Origin of the sequence: Polyangium sp. 6x1 (assembly GCF_029946515.1) — a bacterium.
Taxonomy (GTDB): domain Bacteria; phylum Myxococcota_A; class Polyangia; order Polyangiales; family Polyangiaceae; genus Polyangium.
On the sequence record NZ_JARZHH010000026.1, the window covers coordinates 1 to 16,460 of the forward strand.

General features: G+C 70.9%; 11 protein-coding genes, 1 tRNA gene and 3 rRNA genes. 10 read left to right on the forward strand and 5 right to left on the reverse strand.

Annotated features, from left to right (window positions below; all coding sequences use genetic code 11):
• From QHF85_RS23690 to QHF85_RS23705, 4 genes are all read left to right on the forward strand, one after another.
• Nucleotides 1–123 (forward strand): 23S ribosomal RNA (locus QHF85_RS23690); the annotation flags it as partial.
• Nucleotides 124–251: 128 nt separating this feature from the next.
• Nucleotides 252–368: ribosomal RNA gene (rrf, locus tag QHF85_RS23695) — 5S ribosomal RNA — on the forward strand.
• A 177-nt stretch (nt 369–545) separates the two neighbouring features.
• Nucleotides 546–662, forward strand: a 5S ribosomal RNA gene (gene rrf / locus QHF85_RS23700).
• Nucleotides 663–932: 270 nt separating this feature from the next.
• Nucleotides 933–3,299, forward strand: coding sequence for a biosynthetic peptidoglycan transglycosylase (locus QHF85_RS23705; protein WP_281329561.1), 2,367 nt, complete (start codon nt 933–935; stop codon nt 3,297–3,299).
• A gap of 52 nt (nt 3,300–3,351) precedes the next feature.
• Here the strand turns inward: QHF85_RS23705 and tadA are convergent, their stop codons facing one another.
• The 3 genes from tadA to QHF85_RS23720 all read right to left on the reverse strand — a co-directional run bounded on the left by tadA (nt 3,352) and on the right by QHF85_RS23720 (nt 5,198).
• Nucleotides 3,352–3,888, reverse strand: coding sequence for a tRNA adenosine(34) deaminase TadA (gene tadA, locus QHF85_RS23710; protein ID WP_281329562.1), 537 nt, complete (start codon nt 3,886–3,888; stop codon nt 3,352–3,354).
• A gap of 64 nt (nt 3,889–3,952) precedes the next feature.
• A tRNA-Arg gene (locus tag QHF85_RS23715) sits at nt 3,953–4,029 on the reverse strand.
• Nucleotides 4,030–4,664: 635 nt separating this feature from the next.
• A complete protein-coding gene (locus QHF85_RS23720) occupies nt 4,665–5,198 on the reverse strand; it encodes a hypothetical protein (RefSeq protein ID WP_281329563.1) in 534 nt (177 codons plus the stop codon).
• A gap of 22 nt (nt 5,199–5,220) precedes the next feature.
• On the opposite strand from QHF85_RS23720, the gene QHF85_RS23725 reads away from it, so the two are divergent.
• From QHF85_RS23725 to QHF85_RS23740, 4 genes are read left to right on the forward strand one after another with little or no spacing between them, the layout of a single operon-like run.
• The gene (locus QHF85_RS23725; protein ID WP_281329564.1) at nt 5,221–6,102 is read left to right on the forward strand and encodes a redoxin domain-containing protein; all 882 of its coding nucleotides are present in this window, start codon (nt 5,221–5,223) and stop codon (nt 6,100–6,102) included.
• A gap of 10 nt (nt 6,103–6,112) precedes the next feature.
• A complete protein-coding gene (locus QHF85_RS23730; RefSeq protein WP_281329565.1) occupies nt 6,113–7,513 on the forward strand; it encodes a VWA domain-containing protein in 1,401 nt (466 codons plus the stop codon).
• Nucleotides 7,514–7,531: 18 nt separating this feature from the next.
• Nucleotides 7,532–9,067, forward strand: a complete 1,536-nt coding sequence (locus tag QHF85_RS23735) for an acyl-CoA carboxylase subunit beta (protein ID WP_281329566.1) — start codon at nt 7,532–7,534, stop codon at nt 9,065–9,067.
• Between the two features lie 21 nt (nt 9,068–9,088).
• Nucleotides 9,089–11,563: a S8 family serine peptidase gene (locus QHF85_RS23740; protein WP_281329567.1), complete on the forward strand. Its 2,475-nt coding sequence runs from the start codon at nt 9,089–9,091 to the stop codon at nt 11,561–11,563.
• Between the two features lie 4 nt (nt 11,564–11,567).
• Here the strand turns inward: QHF85_RS23740 and QHF85_RS23745 are convergent, their stop codons facing one another.
• Nucleotides 11,568–12,509, reverse strand: a complete 942-nt coding sequence (locus QHF85_RS23745) for a CAP domain-containing protein (protein WP_281329568.1) — start codon at nt 12,507–12,509, stop codon at nt 11,568–11,570.
• 140 nt (nt 12,510–12,649) lie between these two features.
• Here QHF85_RS23745 and nagZ point away from each other — a divergent pair, with 140 nt between their 5' ends.
• Together nagZ and hutI are read left to right on the forward strand one after the other, a co-directional pair.
• Nucleotides 12,650–13,768, forward strand: coding sequence for a beta-N-acetylhexosaminidase (gene nagZ, locus QHF85_RS23750; protein WP_281329569.1), 1,119 nt, complete (start codon nt 12,650–12,652; stop codon nt 13,766–13,768).
• On the forward strand, nt 13,765–15,024 hold the full coding sequence (gene hutI, locus QHF85_RS23755) for an imidazolonepropionase (RefSeq protein WP_281329570.1): 1,260 nt from the start codon (nt 13,765–13,767) through the stop codon (nt 15,022–15,024). The genes nagZ and hutI overlap by 4 nt, the downstream gene beginning before the upstream one ends.
• Nucleotide 15,025: 1 nt before the next feature.
• Here hutI and QHF85_RS23760 read toward each other — a convergent pair whose 3' ends face one another.
• Nucleotides 15,026–16,381, reverse strand: a complete 1,356-nt coding sequence (locus QHF85_RS23760) for a sigma 54-interacting transcriptional regulator (RefSeq protein WP_281329571.1) — start codon at nt 16,379–16,381, stop codon at nt 15,026–15,028.
• Nucleotides 16,382–16,460 lie beyond the last annotated feature (79 nt).

Below are 16,460 nucleotides of genomic sequence, written 5' to 3' on the forward strand. Positions count from 1 at the left end.
TAGGTGTCCCGAGCCGCAAGGCTCCTAAAGACCCCTCGTAGACCACGAGGTTGATAGGCCGGGTGTGGAAGCGAAGTAATTCGCGGAGCTAACCGGTACTAATCGGTCGTGCGGCTTGACCATACCTCTAAGGCAACATTGAAGCTCGCGCGCGGAGTTCGGGTGACGAATCCGCGCAGCTCGAAGCTGCAATAGGACGCAACCATGAAGACAACCCCACAGCCACGGGGCCTTCGTGGTCACCCAAATTTTCCGGTGGTGATATCGAGGAGGCCACACCCGATCCCATCCCGAACTCGGAAGTTAAGCTCCTTGGAGCCGATGGTACTGCTGGGGTGACTCAGTGGGAGAGTAGGACGCCGCCGGGTCTTTTTCTAAAGCCTGCAAACGAAAGTTTGCAGGCTTTTTCTTTTCCATCGCCGCAATTTCCCTGAAGCTCCCGCGGGGAGTATGGATGAGATGACGTGTCCGCGCAGCTCGAAGCTGTGAGGACGCAACCATGAAGACAACCCCACCATCAAGGGGCCTTCGTGGTCATCAAGTTTTCCGGTGGTGATATCAAGAAGGCCACACCCGATCCCATCCCGAACTCGGAAGTTAAGCTTCTTGGAGCCGATGGTACTGCTGGGGCGACTCAGTGGGAGAGTAGGACGCCGCCGGGTCTTTTCTAAAGCCTGCAAGCGAAAGCTTGCGGGCTTTTTCTTTTCCATCACCGCGCATCGCGTCCAAGGTCTCACCCGCGCAGCGGCTCTCCAGGCCTCGCGCCCGCGGTCCCGCAGCGCCGCCACTCGGCCGACCTTCGGACCGTCGAACGGCCCCTCTGTCCGTCCGCACGCCCGCCGACTGTGGTGCAGATCGCTTCGGCGGTCTACTGCTCGGCTCGCTGATTTATTTTCCTGCGGACAGGCGTTGCTACCCTAGGCGAGGGTTTCGTGGCTTCTCGGCGCGTCAAGGTGGCACTGGCAGGAGGCGCGGTCGCAACGCTGGCGGCCGTCGTTTCCTTCGGTCCGATCGTGCGCCACGAGGCCGCGCGCGCCGCGGAACGTTATGGCGCGGTCGTCGCCATCGACGAGGTTCGTCCTTCGCTGCACGGCGTGAAGCTGCGCGGCGTGGAGGTGTCGCTGCCAGACGTGCCCAGCGCGCACGTGCGGTTCGAGACCATCGACGTCGCGCTCGGCTGGAGCGGCAAGAAGATCGCCCTGCAAGGCGGCGACGTCTCCGCCGTGGGGCCGCGTGACGTCGTGCTCCGCGAGGCCGAGCAGTGGCAGAAACGCTACCTCGGGAGGTCCTCCGCGGGCAGCGGGGAGAGCACGAGTTCGGGCAAGACGGACGCCGAATTCGAGGGGCTGCGTCTCGCCTGGCAGGACCGCAAAGACGCCCCCACCGAGTCCGTCCGCGCGAACGACGTGAATTTCGCCCGCCAGGAGGGCAAGGTCGGGCTCTCGGCGGCCGAGGCGACGATCACCGTTGGTCCCGTGTCCGTGGCGGTGCAGGGCGGGTATCTCACGCTGATCAAGCAGCAGGAAGGTGGGTACCGCGTCGCCGCCCTCTCGGCGCGTTCGCTCGACGCGACCCTGACGCTGCCCGCTCCGCTCGAGGAAGCGAAGCCCGTCGAAGGGGCGTCCGCGCCGCCGAACGAGCCTGAGCCCCGGGAGCGACGCGAGCCCGCGCCGAAGCAAGCGAAAGCCGCGCAGCGAGGCGCCGCCGTGCGGGCCCAGCTCGTCCGCGGCGCGACCTTGCTCGACGCCGTCCTCGAGCAGGGAGCGAAGGTCGAGCTCGATAGCCTTCACGCGCAGGTGCGTCGCGGGCGCGACACGCTGAACCTCGGCCCGGGATCGCTCGTGGTTCGCCGCGACGCGGGCCGCATGCTCGTCGAGCTCTCGCCGCGCGCGCGCGCCGAAAAAGAAGAGCAAGCGCTCACCTTCTCGCTGAGCGTGCCGTTCGGCGAGGCCGACGGCGAGATCGTCGCCGACGTGAAGGGCGGGCCCCTGTACCTGTCCACGCTGGGCATCCGCGACGGGGATTTTGGCCTCTTCGACGTGGCCAAGACCTCCCTGACCACGCGCTCGCACCTCGTCCTTTCCGCGGACGGCAAGCTGCTCCGCGCGGACGGAGACGGCCGCGTGCAGAACCTCTCGCTCCGCAGCGACGCGCTCTCCGACGAGCCGATCGCGGGCCTCGAGCTCGCCTTCCGGCTGCGCGGCGAGACTGCGCTCGACGGCTCGTCGATCCGCGTCGACGAGGGCGAGGTCGATCTCGGCGCCGTCCGCCTGCTCGGAAGCGGGCGCTACGATCGCGTGGGCGAGGGGCACCGTGTCCGTGCCGAGTTCGACGTGCCGCTCACGGCGTGCCAGTCGATCCTCGACGCCGCCCCGCGCGGACTCGTGCCGAAGATCGCGGGCATGCGCATGGCCGGTTCGTTGGCGGTCAAAGGACATGCGCGCTTCGACACGGCGCGGCTCGATCGTGACTTCGACGTCGCGTGGGATCTTTCGAACACGTGCCGGATCACCGAGGTGCCGCCCGAGGTCGACGCAGCGCGGTGGCGCAAGCCGTTCCGCCGCTCGGTGCTCGGCCCGGCCGGCGAGCGCGTCGAGATCGAGAGCGGGCCCGGCACGCCTGGCTGGGTGCCGTTCAGCGTGATCTCGCGCTTCATGGAGACCGCCGTGCTGACCACCGAGGACAGCGGCTTCCGGCGGCACAGCGGCTTCGACAACGAGGCCATCCGGAACTCCATCCGGGAGAACCTGCGCAAGGGCCGCTTCGTGCGCGGCGCGAGCACGCTCAGCATGCAGCTCGCGAAGAACCTCTATCTCGACCGCGTGAAGAACCTCTCGCGCAAGCTCCAGGAGGCCGTGCTCACGACCTACCTCGAGCAGGAGCTCACGAAGGAGCAGATCCTCGAGCTCTACCTGAACATCGTCGAGTTCGGCCCGATGATCTACGGGATCGGCCCGGCCGCGCGGTACTACTTCAACACGTCGGCTTCCCAGCTCTCGCTCGGGCAAGCGCTCTACATCTCGTCGATCCTGCCGAACCCGAAGCAGCAGCACTTCGCGGTCGGCGGCGCCGTGAGCCCGGGCTGGATGAACTACCTGCGCAAGCTCATGGACGTCGCGCATCGCCGCAAGTGGGTCAGCGACGAGGAGCTCGAAGAGGGGCTGCGCGAGACCGTGGTCCGCGGGCAGCCCGCGCCGGAGCGCGCCGCGCGTCCGTCAGAGCCCTCGGGGAGCGAGGGGGCGCCGGCGAGCGAGGGGAGCGGCGACGCGCCGGAGGCGCCGACGCCGCCCGAGGATTAGGTGCGTCCTCCTCCCTCGCTCCAGGGCGCTCGCGGCGTTTCTTGACAGCCTGCTAGCGGCCGGGCTCGGCCTTTTCCTTGCGGCGCGGGGCGAAGAAGGCGCGCAGGAGACCGGCGCATTCGTCGGCGAGGACGCCGCCCGTGACCTCGTAGCGGTGGTTCAGGCGCAGGTCGCGGCCGATCGTGAAGAGCGTGTCGACGGCGCCCGCCTTGGGGTCGGTGCAGCCGTAGACGAGGCGCGAGACGCGCGCGTTGACGAGGGCGCCGGCGCACATGGGGCAGGGCTCGAGCGTCACGTAGACCGTGAGCCCTGCGAGCCGCCAGGCGCCGCGCTGGCGGGCCGCGTCGCGCAGGGCCTCGACCTCCGCGTGCGCCGTCGGGTCCTGGAGCAGCTCGCGCCGGTTGCGCCCGCGGCCCACGATCGTGCCCGCCGCGTCCACCAGCACGGCGCCGACGGGGACGTCACCCGAGTTGGCAGCGGCCACGGCTTCCTCGATCGCGGCGCGCATGAAGGCCGCGTCACGTGCGAGGGCCGACTCGTCGGCGGTCGCAGCGACCACGAGTGCTGTGGGATTCTCGGAGCTCGTCATCGAATGACCCATCCGTCAGGCGAGCCGCTCACGAGCGGCCGAAAGGATGGGGTTTGAAGAGGTTTGGCGCGCCCAGGAAGATTCGAACTTCCGACCCCCGGCTTCGTAGGCCGATGCTCTATCCAGCTGAGCTATGGGCGCAATCGTCGAGTTGTACCGCGGGATACACGAGTTCCCCCGCGGGTGCGTCGCGTATTGCTGCGCGACAACGAGGTGGGGCGTTTAAGCGGCTCGCGCGGTTATGTCAAGAAGAAATCGTCCGGCTCTTCGACGACCCCTGTTTTTCGGGGCGTTTCGCGTGGAGATTTTTTGGCCATCGCCCGGACGAGGGCGCACAAAAAGCAACGCGCGGCGGTCCAGGGGATCCGCCGCGCGCTTTGTACGCTCGTTCAAGCGATGTCGAGGGAGGCAAAGACAAGAAGTCAGACGAGCAAGCCAAGCGTCAGCAAGCCAAGTGTCGTAAGCCAAGCGATCCGCCGGGCGTAGCCCAACACCCGGGGGATAAGCGAAAGCAGCGGCCGAAGCCGGGGCTCTCGTAAAAAGCGGTCGTGCAGAGGAAGGTAAGCGGACACCGCCGGAGACCGACGATGCAGCGACCTCGGCTAGAGCAGCAGCCGTGCCATCCGATCCGGTTTCCCCCGTCCCGCACGCGCTCTCCAAGGAATGCGGGCGTTTCCTCGCGGGTTTCGTGCTGGAACGGGCGACGACGTTCCCGCGGATCCGGGCATCGGTGTCGTGGTGCTCGATCTGGGCCGCAAAGTTTGCATACCTGGGGCTCAGCGCGCCCGACCGAAGATGTGGTCCTCGGGCGCCTCGGCGTGGCAACGCTCACACAAGGGCAGCCGCCCGCGTTGCTCGACCTGGCCGTCGGCACGTACGACGAGGTACTCCCACGTCCCACCCTGCGCCGGGGCCTGTTTGGCCATGGCGAAGTACAGGGCGACGTCCGAGCTGCCCGCCGTGTAGAGCGCCTCGACGAGGACCGCGCCGGCGGCGAGCGGGCGCTGCGGGCCGAGCCCCGGGTAGGCGGCGGCCTCGTCGTTGGTGAGGACCTCGGCGTCGTGCTCACCGGCCAGGTGCTGCGAGCGCGCCCGGGGCGTGGCCTTGCGGAGCGAGCTCAGCCGATCGGCGAGCTCCCAGCGATGCGGAGCCCTGGAGACGGCCGGGGCGGAGGAGGTCGGGCGTGGCGCGGCGCCTTCGGTCGACCATGCGGACGGGTTGGCGGCGGAGGAGCTGCTCGTGTCGGCAGAAGGCGTGCAAGCGGCCGTGAGCGTGGCGAAGACGGCGAGCGCTCGGCAGGAGCAGCGCATGGCCGCATGCTACACTCGAACGATGCAAAACGCTGAATCCCGGGCGAAATCCCGCAGGGGACGGTCTGCGGCGAAGGCGGCCGTGCTCCGCGGGGTGCTCGGGATCGGGGTCGTCGCGGCGATGACCGTGGCCCCGGCGGAGCAGGCGTCGGCCGAGCAGCGAGCCGCGCGGCGCGCCTGGATCGGGGTCGAGCTCGCGCCGGGGCCCGCAGGCAAAGGGGTCCTCGCGAAGCACGTGGTGACGAGCTCGCCCGCGCGCTCGGGCGGGCTCGTCGATGGAGACGTGATCCTCTCGGCGGACGGCGTCGCGCTCGACAAGCCGGAGCAGCTCATCGCGCGCGTGGCCATCGCGGGGCCCGGCGCGGCGCTCAAGCTGCAGATCCGGCGCGGAGGGGCCGAGCGCGAGCAAGTCGTGGTCCCGATCGAGCATCCGGGCACGGACGAGGTCCTGCGCCTCGACAAGGTCGGGACGTTCGCGCCGACGTGGAAGGCGCTCGACCAGGTGGCGGGGAGCGTACCGGACAACATCGGCAAGCTGCGCGGCCGCGTGGTCGTCCTCGATTTCTGGGCGTCGTGGTGCAAGCCGTGTCGCGCGATCTCCAAGGATCTGACGCGGCTCCACGCAGCGTACGGGGACAAAGGGCTCGCGATCGTGGGGCTCACGGGCGAGTCGAAGTCCATCGCGGAGAAGGCGGCGACGGAGCTCGGGATGAGCTACTCCGTGGCCTCGGATCCAAACGACGGGACGGCCGTTTTGTACGGGATTCGCTCGCTTCCCACGATGTTCGTGGTGGACAAGAAGGGCGTCATCCGCGAGGTCTTCGTGGGATACGGGCCCGGTCAGGGCGCGACGCTCGAGAAGGTCGTCGCGAGCCTGCTCGCCGAGCCCTCGCCTTCGGGCTGAGCGAACGAGCGTGTTACGCGTCCTCGACGAGCTTCTGTGGGTGCTGCGCCGCGAGGGCCTGCCGGTCTCGACGGCGCAGGCCATCGACGCGGCGCGCGTGGCCGCGCTCGTGGGGTTGTCCGATCGGCAGACGCTGCGCGACGGGCTCGGCTCGGTGCTGGCGACGAAGAAGGACGAGCTCACGCTTTTCCGGGCGTGCTTCGACAGGTTCTTCGCGGAGGAGCGCGCGCACCTCGGGGACCTCTGGAGCCGGCTGCGGGTGCGAGGCTTCTCCGAGGCCGAGCTCGGCGCGCTGCGGGAGCTTCTTACGGCGGCGGCGCAGCGCTCGTCGGGGGACGCGGCGGGGATGCTGGCGTTCACCGGGGAGGCGTTGGAGCTCGATCAGCTGCTCGCGTCGGCGGGGATCGCGCGCGCGCTCGCGCCGATGACGAGCGCGCTGCAGACGGGGTTTTTCACGCAGGACGTCAACAAACGGCTCGGCATCCCGGCGCTCGGGAGCGCGCTCGCGCGGATGCGTGACGCGCTGCGCGAGGCGCTCGGCGAGGAGCGGGGCGCCGAGCTCGCGGCGGCGCTGCGCGAGGAGCTCGACGCGATGAAGCGGCGCGTGCGAACGCACGTGGAGGTGTCGCTCGCGCGCAAGCTCGGCGAGGCGGACGAGCAGGCGGCGCGGGCCGTGGATCGGCCGTTCTCGTCGCTGTCGCCGGAGGAGATGGCCGAGGTGCGGCGGGCGCTCCGGCGGCTCGCCGAGCGGCTGCGGGGCGCCGAGCGGGTGCGGAAGAAGCGCAGCCGGCGAGGTCGGATCGATCCGCATCGCACGCTTCGCCGGAGCCTGCGCACGGGAGGCATCCCGTTCCGGCCGGCGCGGCGCGTGCGTCGCCGGGACAAACCGCGGCTCGTGCTGCTCTGCGACGTGTCGGACTCGGTGCGGCTCGCGTCGCGCTTCATGCTGGAGCTCGTCGCGGCCTCGCAGGAGCTCTTCGCGGAGACACGCTCGTTCGTGTTCGTGAGCGACGTCGGCGAGACGACCGATCTCTTCCGGCGCAAGTCTCCCGAAGCGGCGCTCGCGGCCATCGAGAGCGGGCGCGTGGTCGATCGGACGCGCAACTCCAACTACGGCCGCGCGCTCGTCGCGTTCGAGGAGCAGCTCGGGCGCGGCGTGGACCGGCGTACGACCGTCGTGATCCTGGGGGACGGGCGTACGAATTTCCTTCCGGAGGAGGTTTCGGTGGTGGAGCGGCTCGTCCGGTGCGCGGGATCGGTGCTCTGGATCTGCCCCGAGCCGCCTGCGACCTGGGGCACCGGGGACAGCGCGATGCCGCGGTATGCGGCTGCCGTGAGCCGCGTGCTCGTGGCCCGGACCGCGCGTGAGCTCGAAGGCGCAGCGAGGGAGCTTTTGGCGCGACGAAAGTAGCGCTATGCCGCGCGGGACATGTCCCTCGACGATCAGAAGCTCCGTGACCTTTCCGCGCGCGTGGAGCGCGGGGGGGCGCCCAAGTACCACGAGAAAAACCTCGAGCAGGGCAAGCTCTTCGCGCGCAAGCGCATCGAGCTCCTGTTCGATGAGAACAGCTTCGTGGAGGACGCCGCGCTGGCGAACGCCGTCGACCCCGAGCTGCCCGCCGACGGCGTGATCATCGGGACGGGGACGATCGGCGGTCGTTTGGTCGCCGTGATGGCGAACGACTCGACGGTGAAGGCCGGATCGTGGGGCCGCCGCACGGTGGAGAAGATCCTGCGCATCCAGGAGACGGCCGCGCGCGAGCGGTGCCCGCTGTTTTACCTCGTCGACTCCGCGGGCGCGCGCATCACCGACCAGATCGAGATGTTCCCGGGCCGCCGCGGCGCGGGGCGCATCTTCTACAACGAGGTGCAGATGAGCGGGCAGATCCCGCAGATCTGCCTCCTCTTCGGGCCCTCGGCGGCGGGCGGCGCGTACATCCCCGCGTTCTGCGACGTCGTGGTGATGGTCGACAAGAACGCGAGCATGTACCTCGGCTCGCCGCGCATGGCCGAGATGGTCATCGGCGAGAAGGTGACGCTCGAAGAGCTCGGCGGCGCGCGCATGCACTGCTCGGAGTCGGGCTGCGGCGACGTGCTCGTGAAGACCGAGGAGGAGGCGATCGCCTGGGCGAAGCGCTACCTCGCGATGATGCCGCAGAACTGCACGGAAACGCCGGCGCAGATCGCCGCGAAGCCGCCGAAGCCGGGGCAGAAGCCGCTCGAAGAGGTGATCCCCATCGACGAGAACAAGCCGTTCGACATGATGGCGGTGATCGACGCCGTCATCGACGAGGGCAGCTTCGTCGAGATCAAGAAGCTCTGGGCCAAGGAGATCCTCACGGGCTTCGCGCGCATCGACGGGCGCGTCGTGGGCATCGTCGCGAACCAGCCGAAACACAAGGGCGGCGTGCTCTTCGTCGACTCGGCCGACAAGGCGGCGCGGTTCATCTGGCTCTGCGACGCGTTCAACGTGCCGCTGCTCTACCTCGCCGACGTGCCGGGGTTCATGATCGGCACGGTGGTCGAGAAGCAGGGCATCATCCGCGCAGGCGCGAAGATGATCGCCGCCGTGAGCGAAGCGACGGTGCCGAAGCTCTCGGTCATCGTGCGCAAGGCCTACGGCGCGGGCCTCTACGCGATGTGCGGGCCTGCGTTCGAGCCCGACGCGTGTATCGCGCTGCCGCGCGCCTCGATCGCCGTGATGGGCCCGAGCGCCGCGGTGAACGCGGTCTACTACAACAAGATCCAGGCCGTCCCCGAGGGGCCCGAGCGCGACGCGATGGTGAAGCGGCTGCGCGACGAGTACCGCGAGGACGTGGATCTCGTGAAGCTCGCGAGCGAGATGGTGATCGACGGGATCGTGCCGACGACGGCGCTGCGCGACGAGATCGCGCGTCGATTCTCCCGTTACGCCGGGAAAGTCGAGGAGCGGCCGCGCAAGAAGCACATCGTGCCGCCCGTCTGAGCCCTGCGGTAGGATGGGCACGTGCGTGCCCGCCCGCTCCTCGCCTTCGCCGCGGCCCTGCCGCTGACCCTCCTCTCTGCCTCGTTCGCCCGCGCGGACGGCGCGCCCGCGCGATCCCTCGTGCGGCTCCTGCATTCGCCGACGAAGGTCCATCCGCTCGCGGACGACGCCGGCCGCGTGGCCGTGAGCGTCGCGCTGCCCGCGGGCGTGGACGCGCGCGCGCTCGGGCTCTTGCAGGTCGCGCCGGGCGTGGGCTCGATCCGCCTCGCGCCCGAGGAGGTCGACACGTTCGCCGCGGCGCACCCCGAGCTCGCGCTGACCATCTCGCCGCCGCTCCTGCCGCTGCTCGACGTGTCGGGGCAGTGGACGCGGGTCGACGTCTTTCGGGCCGCGACGAACCTGGGCACGGGCCAGAACGTGGTCGTCGGGATCATCGACACGGGGCTCGACGTCGCGCACCCGGACTTCCGCACGGCGACGGGCAAGAGCCGCGTCGCGTGGATGTTGCAGTCGGGCAGGGCGCCGGCGGGGTTGCATCCGGAGATCGAGGAGCGGTTCGGCTGCACCGACCCGAAGCAAGCAGAGTGCGCCGTGTTCTCGGGCGAAGATCTCGACGCGATGATGAGCGGGCAATCCAAGCTCGCGCTGCCGCGGGATGTCCTGGGGCACGGGACACACGTGACGGGCATCGCGGCGGGCAACGGCGGGATCATGAACGGCCACACGCCGAAGTACGTGGGGCTCGCGCCCGAGGCGACGCTGGTCATCGCGAGCCCTTCGACGGACGGAGGTTTCAGGGAGCCGGACATCCTCAACGCCGCGCGGTTCATCTTCGAGGTCGGTGATGAGCTCGGCTGGCCGACGGTCGTGAACCTCAGCGTCGGCGGGGATTTCGGGCCGCATGACGGCACGAGCCCGGTCGAGAAGGGCCTCGCCGCGCTCGTCGGCGACGACAAGCCGGGCCGCGCGATCGTGACCGCCGCGGGCAACAGCGGGACGCTGCACGGAGGCGGCGATCGTGGGCCGTTCGGCATCCACACGGAGGTGCGCGTGACGCCGGGGGCCGAGGTGCGCGTGCCCATCGCGACGCCCGTGTCGAAGAAGGGACGCGGCTACGTGTGGATCACGTTCCGGCCCGGGGACGAGGTGAGCGTCGGGCTCGAAGGGCCGGGCGGATCGAGCTGGATCGGGCTCGTCGATCCGGGCGACGAGCGCGGCTACAGCGAAGGCGACGAGACGACGGCGGCCGTGATCAACCGACTCGTGAACGGCAAGACGCCGATGACCGAGGAGACGAACAGCGCGGTCGTGGCGTTCTCCGGCGCGTGGGACAAGGGCGCGTTCACGATCCGGCTCTCGGGGCACGGCGACGCGCACCTCTGGGTGACGGGGCAGGAAGACGTGTCGCCGTCGCGCGGTCCGGGGCTCGCGTTCGAAAAGGCCGTGCGGCAAGGGACGATCTCGATCCCCGCGAGCGACCCGAACCTGCTCGCCGTCGGCTGCACGTTGAACCGGATCGGCTGGGATCCGCTCACCCTCGAGGCGATCGAGCTCGTGCCCGCGAACGGGATCGACTGGCACCCCGACGACGTCTGTTACTTCAGCGCGGCCGGGCCCACGCCGTTCGGCGTGGCGAAGCCCGAGATCAGCGCGCCGGGCGGGTTCATCGCGGCGGCGATGAGCCGCGACGCCGACCCGCGCCTGAGCCCGGGCGGGCTCTTCGACGGAGCCGGTTGTCCCAAGGGAGAGCCCTGTTACGTGGTCGACGAGACGCACGCGGTCACGGCAGGGACGTCGATGTCGGCGCCGCACGTGGCGGGCGCGGTCGCGCTCCTGTTCGAGCTGGATCGGCATCGCAACGGGGGGCAGTCGACGCTGACGCAGGCGCGCGTGACGGAGCTGCTCCAGGCCGGCGCGCGGTGGCCGACGGGGACCGTGCGGCACGAGACGCAGCTCGGCGTGGGCGCGCTCGATCTCGAAGGGGCGCGGCTCGCGTTCGAGCAGGAGCCGGGGCCGTCGGGCCCGCCGAGCGTCGAGAAGAGCTGGTGGGTGCTGTCGAGCGCATACGCGCGGCCCGACGAGACGTGGCCCGTGTGGGGGACGGTGGAGCTCCGGCGCGAGGACGGCGAGATCGCGAGCGGGATCGCCGGCACCGAGCTCGAGCTCTCCGTGACGAACGGGGTGATCTTGCAGCCGATCACGAAGGTGCGGCACGGGCTCTTCCGGTTCGCCGTCGCGGGCGAAAGCGGTCGGGCGGGCTCGAAGATGATCGTCGACGTGCGGTACGCGGGCCGGTCGATCGAGTCGCCGCGGGAGCTGTCGATCGGCGAAGATGTTTGGAGGTCCAACGGTACGTTCGACGCGACGTCGGGCGGCTGCGCCTGGTCGGATGAGGCGCGCACGGCGAGCCGGAGCCCGCTCGGGCCGTCGCTCGGCGTGGCGCTGGCGGGGATCGGGCTCTGGCGCAGGCGCCGCTCGCGGAAGAACGAGGGCTAGGCGATCAGCGCGCGCGCGGAGCGACCTCGATCGTGCGCAGCGAGACGAGCCGCTCCTCGTTCACGCCGGGAAACCGCGCCCAGATGCTGATCTCGTAGAGCCCGGGTTTGCCCTCGTCGTCGAGGTAGGTCCCGAGCGAGAACGTGCTCCCGAGGAGGGAGAGCACGCCCCGGGGACGCGGGAACGGCGTCCTCAGGCGGCGCGGCAGGTAAGCCTCGTAGGCTTCGGGGACGAGGTAGTCGCTCGTCTGGTTGAGGTCCTGCGGGGCGCGCGGCGCCGGCGTTTCGGTCCGCGCGATGCCGATCACGGCGAGCTCGGCAGGTTCACGGAGCTCGCCCTGGATGTCGACGAAGTCGCCGACCGAGACCTTCCGGGGCAGTGATTCGTATGTGCCCCAATCATCGACGAACTCCTGGGCCACGCAGGGGATGCGGCTGCCTTCGACCTGCGCCACGCCGACGCCCACCGCGGTGTGCCACCGCGACAGGATGTTGCGGCGATGGCCGTCGTGCGGGGGCTCTTCGTCCATGAACGCGCGCTCGAACCGATCGAGCCCCTCCGCCATGTACGGCGCGTCGAGCGCGAGCGGCGAGGCGCTCGCGTCCACGAAACAACCGACGTTCTCGAAGGCGACGTCCTCGCCGCCCGCCTCGGTGTAGCGCTGCTCCGGCACCGATCCGTCCGAGCCCCAGTGCGCCGTGAACCCGCGCGCCGCCATGTCCTCGGCCTGGCGCCGCGCCGCGCGCGCCGCGGTCTCGTCCCACGGCAGCGCCGGGAGTCCCTGCGCGGCGCGATCCCGGTTGATGAGCTCGAGCATGTAGCGCTCGGCGTCCGCGCGGCTCATCGGTCGGCCGGCGATCGCGCTCCGGATCCCGATCGAGCGCTCGTCGGCGGGGACGTTCGGGTCGAGCGCGGGGGAGGCCGCGCAGCCCGCGACGAGGGCCATGAGCGCGAGCGCCAATCGGCGGCCTTCCGCCCGTCTGCCCGTTCGTTCGCCTTGGATCGCCACGCGCCTTCCGCCTCAGCATAAGCAATCGTGCGCCGCGTGGTAGCGGCGGGCGCCTCGCTCGGCTAACCCTCGCGCCGATGCCCCCGACGCGCCTGTCCGACCTCACCCTCCCGATGATCTGTGGTCAGCTCATCGTCGGCGGATTCGACGGCCCGAGATTGCCCGAGCCTTACGCGGAGGCCCTCGGCGCAGGCTTGCGCGGCGGCGCCATCCTGTTCCGGCGGAACATCCCCACGGTCGAGGCGGCGAACCACATCTGCCGCGACATCGTGCAGGCCACACGTTCGTACTTCCCGCCCTTCATCGGCGTCGATCAGGAGGGCGGGCGTGTCGCGCGGATGCCGAGCCCCTTCCCGAAGCTCCCGCCGATGCGCTTGCTCGGCGCCGTGGGGGATGCGTCGCTCGCGCGGCGCGCGGGGCGGCTGATCGGCGAGGAGCTCTTGGCGACGGGGTTCAACCTCGATTTTGCGCCGGTGCTCGACGTCGATTCGAATCCGGACAATCCGATCATCGGGGATCGCGCGTTCGGACGCACGCCAACCGAGGTCGCCGAGCTCGCGGTGGCCTTCGGGCTCGGCCTGGAGGACGCCGGCGTGCTCTCGTGCGGCAAGCATTTTCCGGGGCACGGCGATACGTCCGTGGATAGCCACGTGGGTTTGCCCATCGTGCAGCACGGCAAGGAGCGGCTCGACGCGATCGAGCTCGCGCCGTTCCGGGCCGCCGCGCGCGCGGGGCTCGGCACGATGATGACGGCGCACGTCGTGGTGACGTCGATCGACGCGCAGGTGCCGGCGACGCTCTCACGCGCCGTGTGCACGGATCTGCTCCGCGGCGACGTGGGCTTTCGCGGCGTGCTGTTCTCGGACGATCTGGAGATGGCCGCGGTCGCCGCGCAGTACCAGGTCGAGGTGTCCGCCGTCGCGGCCGTGCGAGCGGGCTGCGACGCGCTGCTCATCTGCTCGAACATGGAGTGGCAAGAGCGCGCGCTCGCGGCGCTCGTCGCCGAGGCGGAGCGTGATCCAGCGTTCCGCGAGCGTTGCCTGGAGGCCGCGGGGCGTGGAATCGAGGCGCGCCTGCGCATGCCGCCGAAGCCCGCGCGGGATGCCGAGGAACTCGCTCGGCTCGTGGGTCGACCCGAGTCGGTCGCGCTGTACGAGGAGATCACGCGGCGCGCGGCCGAGGCAGGCGTCGCGTGAACGCGCGCTCGTTCGTCCTGTTCGCGCGCCGGATCGTGACGTGTGATCCCGCGCGAGCCACCGAAGCGGATCCGCTCGGCGTGATCGAGGAAGGCGCCATCGCCGTCGAGGGCGGCGCGATCGTGGACGTCGGCCCGCGCGAAGACGTGCTCTCGCGCCGCGGCGCGCTCCCGGTCGTGTCCGGCGCACCCGCGCCGCTCGTCACGCCGGGCCTCGTCGATGCGCACACGCATGCCCCCTGGGTCGGCTCGCGTGACGCGGAGTATGCGCTCCGGCTCGCGGGTGCGGGGTACGAGGCGATCGCCGCGGCGGGCGGCGGGATCGTGTCGAGCATGCGCGCCGTGCGGGCGGCGAGCCCGGACGAGATCGGCGGGGCGCTCTCCGCGCGGCTCCGGCGCATGGCCTCGCTCGGCGTCACGACCGTCGAGGCGAAGAGCGGCTACGGCCTCGACGAGGCCGGCGAGACGAAGCAACTCGAGGCCCTCGAACGCGCCTCCGCGCGGAGCGATCTCCCGCGCGTCGTGCCCACGTTCCTCGCGCTCCACGCGATCCCGCCCGAGGCGCGCGCCGATCGCGCGGCGTACATCGAGGCCGTCCGCGAGCGCACCTTGCCCGCCATCGCGGCGCGGCGCCTCGCGCGGTTCGTCGACGTGTACGTCGATCGCGCGGCGTTCTCGGTCGACGAGGCTCGCCCCGTGCTCGCGCGCGCAAAAGCCCTTGGGCTCGGCGTGCGCGTGCACGCGGGCCAGTTCGCCGACGTCGGAGGCGCGGAGCTCGCGGCCGAGCTCGGCGCGGCGTCCGCCGATCACCTCGAACAGGTGAGCCCCGAGGGCGCGCGGGCCCTCGCCGCGGCCGGCGTGCGCGCCGTGCTCCTGCCCATCGCGAGCTTCACGCTGCGCCAGGATCCGCCGCCGATCGCGCTCCTGCGCGCCGCGAACGTCCGGCTCGTCGTGGCGAGCGACGCGAACCCCGGCACGGCGCCCACCGAGAGCCTGCCGCTCGCGCTCGCCCTCGCGGCCCGGATGTACGGCCTCACGGTGCCCGAGGTGATCCTCGGCGCGACGCGCGAAGCCGCGGCGTCGCTCGGGCTCGGGGACCTCGTGGGCGTGGTTCGTCCGGACGCACGCGCCGACCTCGTCGCCTGGGATCTCCCGCACGAGAACGCGCTCGTTCAACCCTGGGGCGTCTCGCGGGCCCTCGTCGTCCTGCGCGACGGCGCGCAGGTCGCCGGGGAAGCGCCCTTCTCGCTCGGCTGATTCACTCGGTCTCGATCGTCATGTGCCCGTCGGCGCTCCCCGCGACCGCCTGCGGATAGCCGCCCCGCCGCGCGATCCAGCGCCGGAGCTGGGTCCGGTGCATCCCGAGCGCGCGCGCCGCGGCTGACACGTTCCCGCCTTCGCGGCGCAGGACCTCCGCGATCCGCTCGTCGCTCGGCTTCGACGCGTTCTGCGGCCCCGACTCGTTATCCTCGGCGAGCGCGAGGCCAGCCGAGGCGTCGAGATCGTTGGGCTCGACGACGGTCCGGCCCGCGGCGAGCGCGTTCTCCGCGGCCTGCCGGAGCTCGTGGGAGAGCTCGCGGACGTTGCCGGGCCAGGCTCGGAGAGCGCAGGCCTCGACGAGCAGCGGGTGCGGTTCGAGCGCCGCGCCCGATTTCTGGAGCGTCGCGCGGATCAACCACGGCATCTCTTCGAGCCGCTCGCGCAGCGGCGGCAGGCGCACCTCGGGGTTGCCGATGCGGTAGTAGAGGTCCTCGCGGAAGCGGCCCTTCGCGGCCTCGGCGCGCAGGCTCTTCAGCGTCGCGCCGACCACGTGGATGTCGACCTTCACGGGCCGGCTCGCGCCGAGCGGCAGGATCTCGCCCACCTCGAGCAGGCGCAGGAGCTTCGGCTGCACGCCGCTCTCGAGCTCGGCGATCTCGTCGAGGAAGAGCGTGCCGCCATGCGCGGCCTGCGCGTACCCCTCGGCGTCGCTCGTCGCGCCCGAGTACGCGCCTTTGCGGGCGCCGAAGAGCAGGCGCTCGGCGACGCCCACGGGGATGGTCGCGCAGTTCACGGCGACGAACGGTCCGGCCCCGCGGGGCGAGGCCCCGTGAAAATGGCGCGCCGCGAGCTCCTTGCCCGAGCCGCTCTCGCCCGTGACGAGCAGCATGCTGCCGAGCGTCGCCGACCGGGCCACCCGCGCGAGCGCGTCGGCGAGGCGCGGGCCCACGATCATGTCGTTCCGCGTCGTCACCGTCCCTTGCTGGTACGGGCGCGCATCGGCGACGAACATCAAGATCGTCCGGCCGATGCGGAGCACGCGGGGCGCGTCGAACGTCGCGGTGCCCTGCACGCGCGCGCCGTCGACGTAGGTACCGTTGCGGCTCCCGAGGTCTGTCACGACGAACCGCCCGTGCTCGTGCTCGACGCGTACGTGGAGCCGGGAGAGGCGGTCGTCGTCGAGCAGGGCGCCATGCGTGGTCCGGCCGAGCTCGATGGGCCCGCGCGACAGGGCGAGCGGGACGAACTGCGGGGACTTGCACGAGAAGATCCCGACGAGGCCGGGGATGGGCTCGCCCGCGGGCACGAGCGGCTCCCCCTGCTCCTCGATCGTCTCGTGCACCTGCGGCTTCATGACGGCCGAAAGCATACGGCCGCGAAGGGGGTTTTTATAGGGCAGAGAAGCGGGCCGCCCCCGAGCATCGACGGCTGTT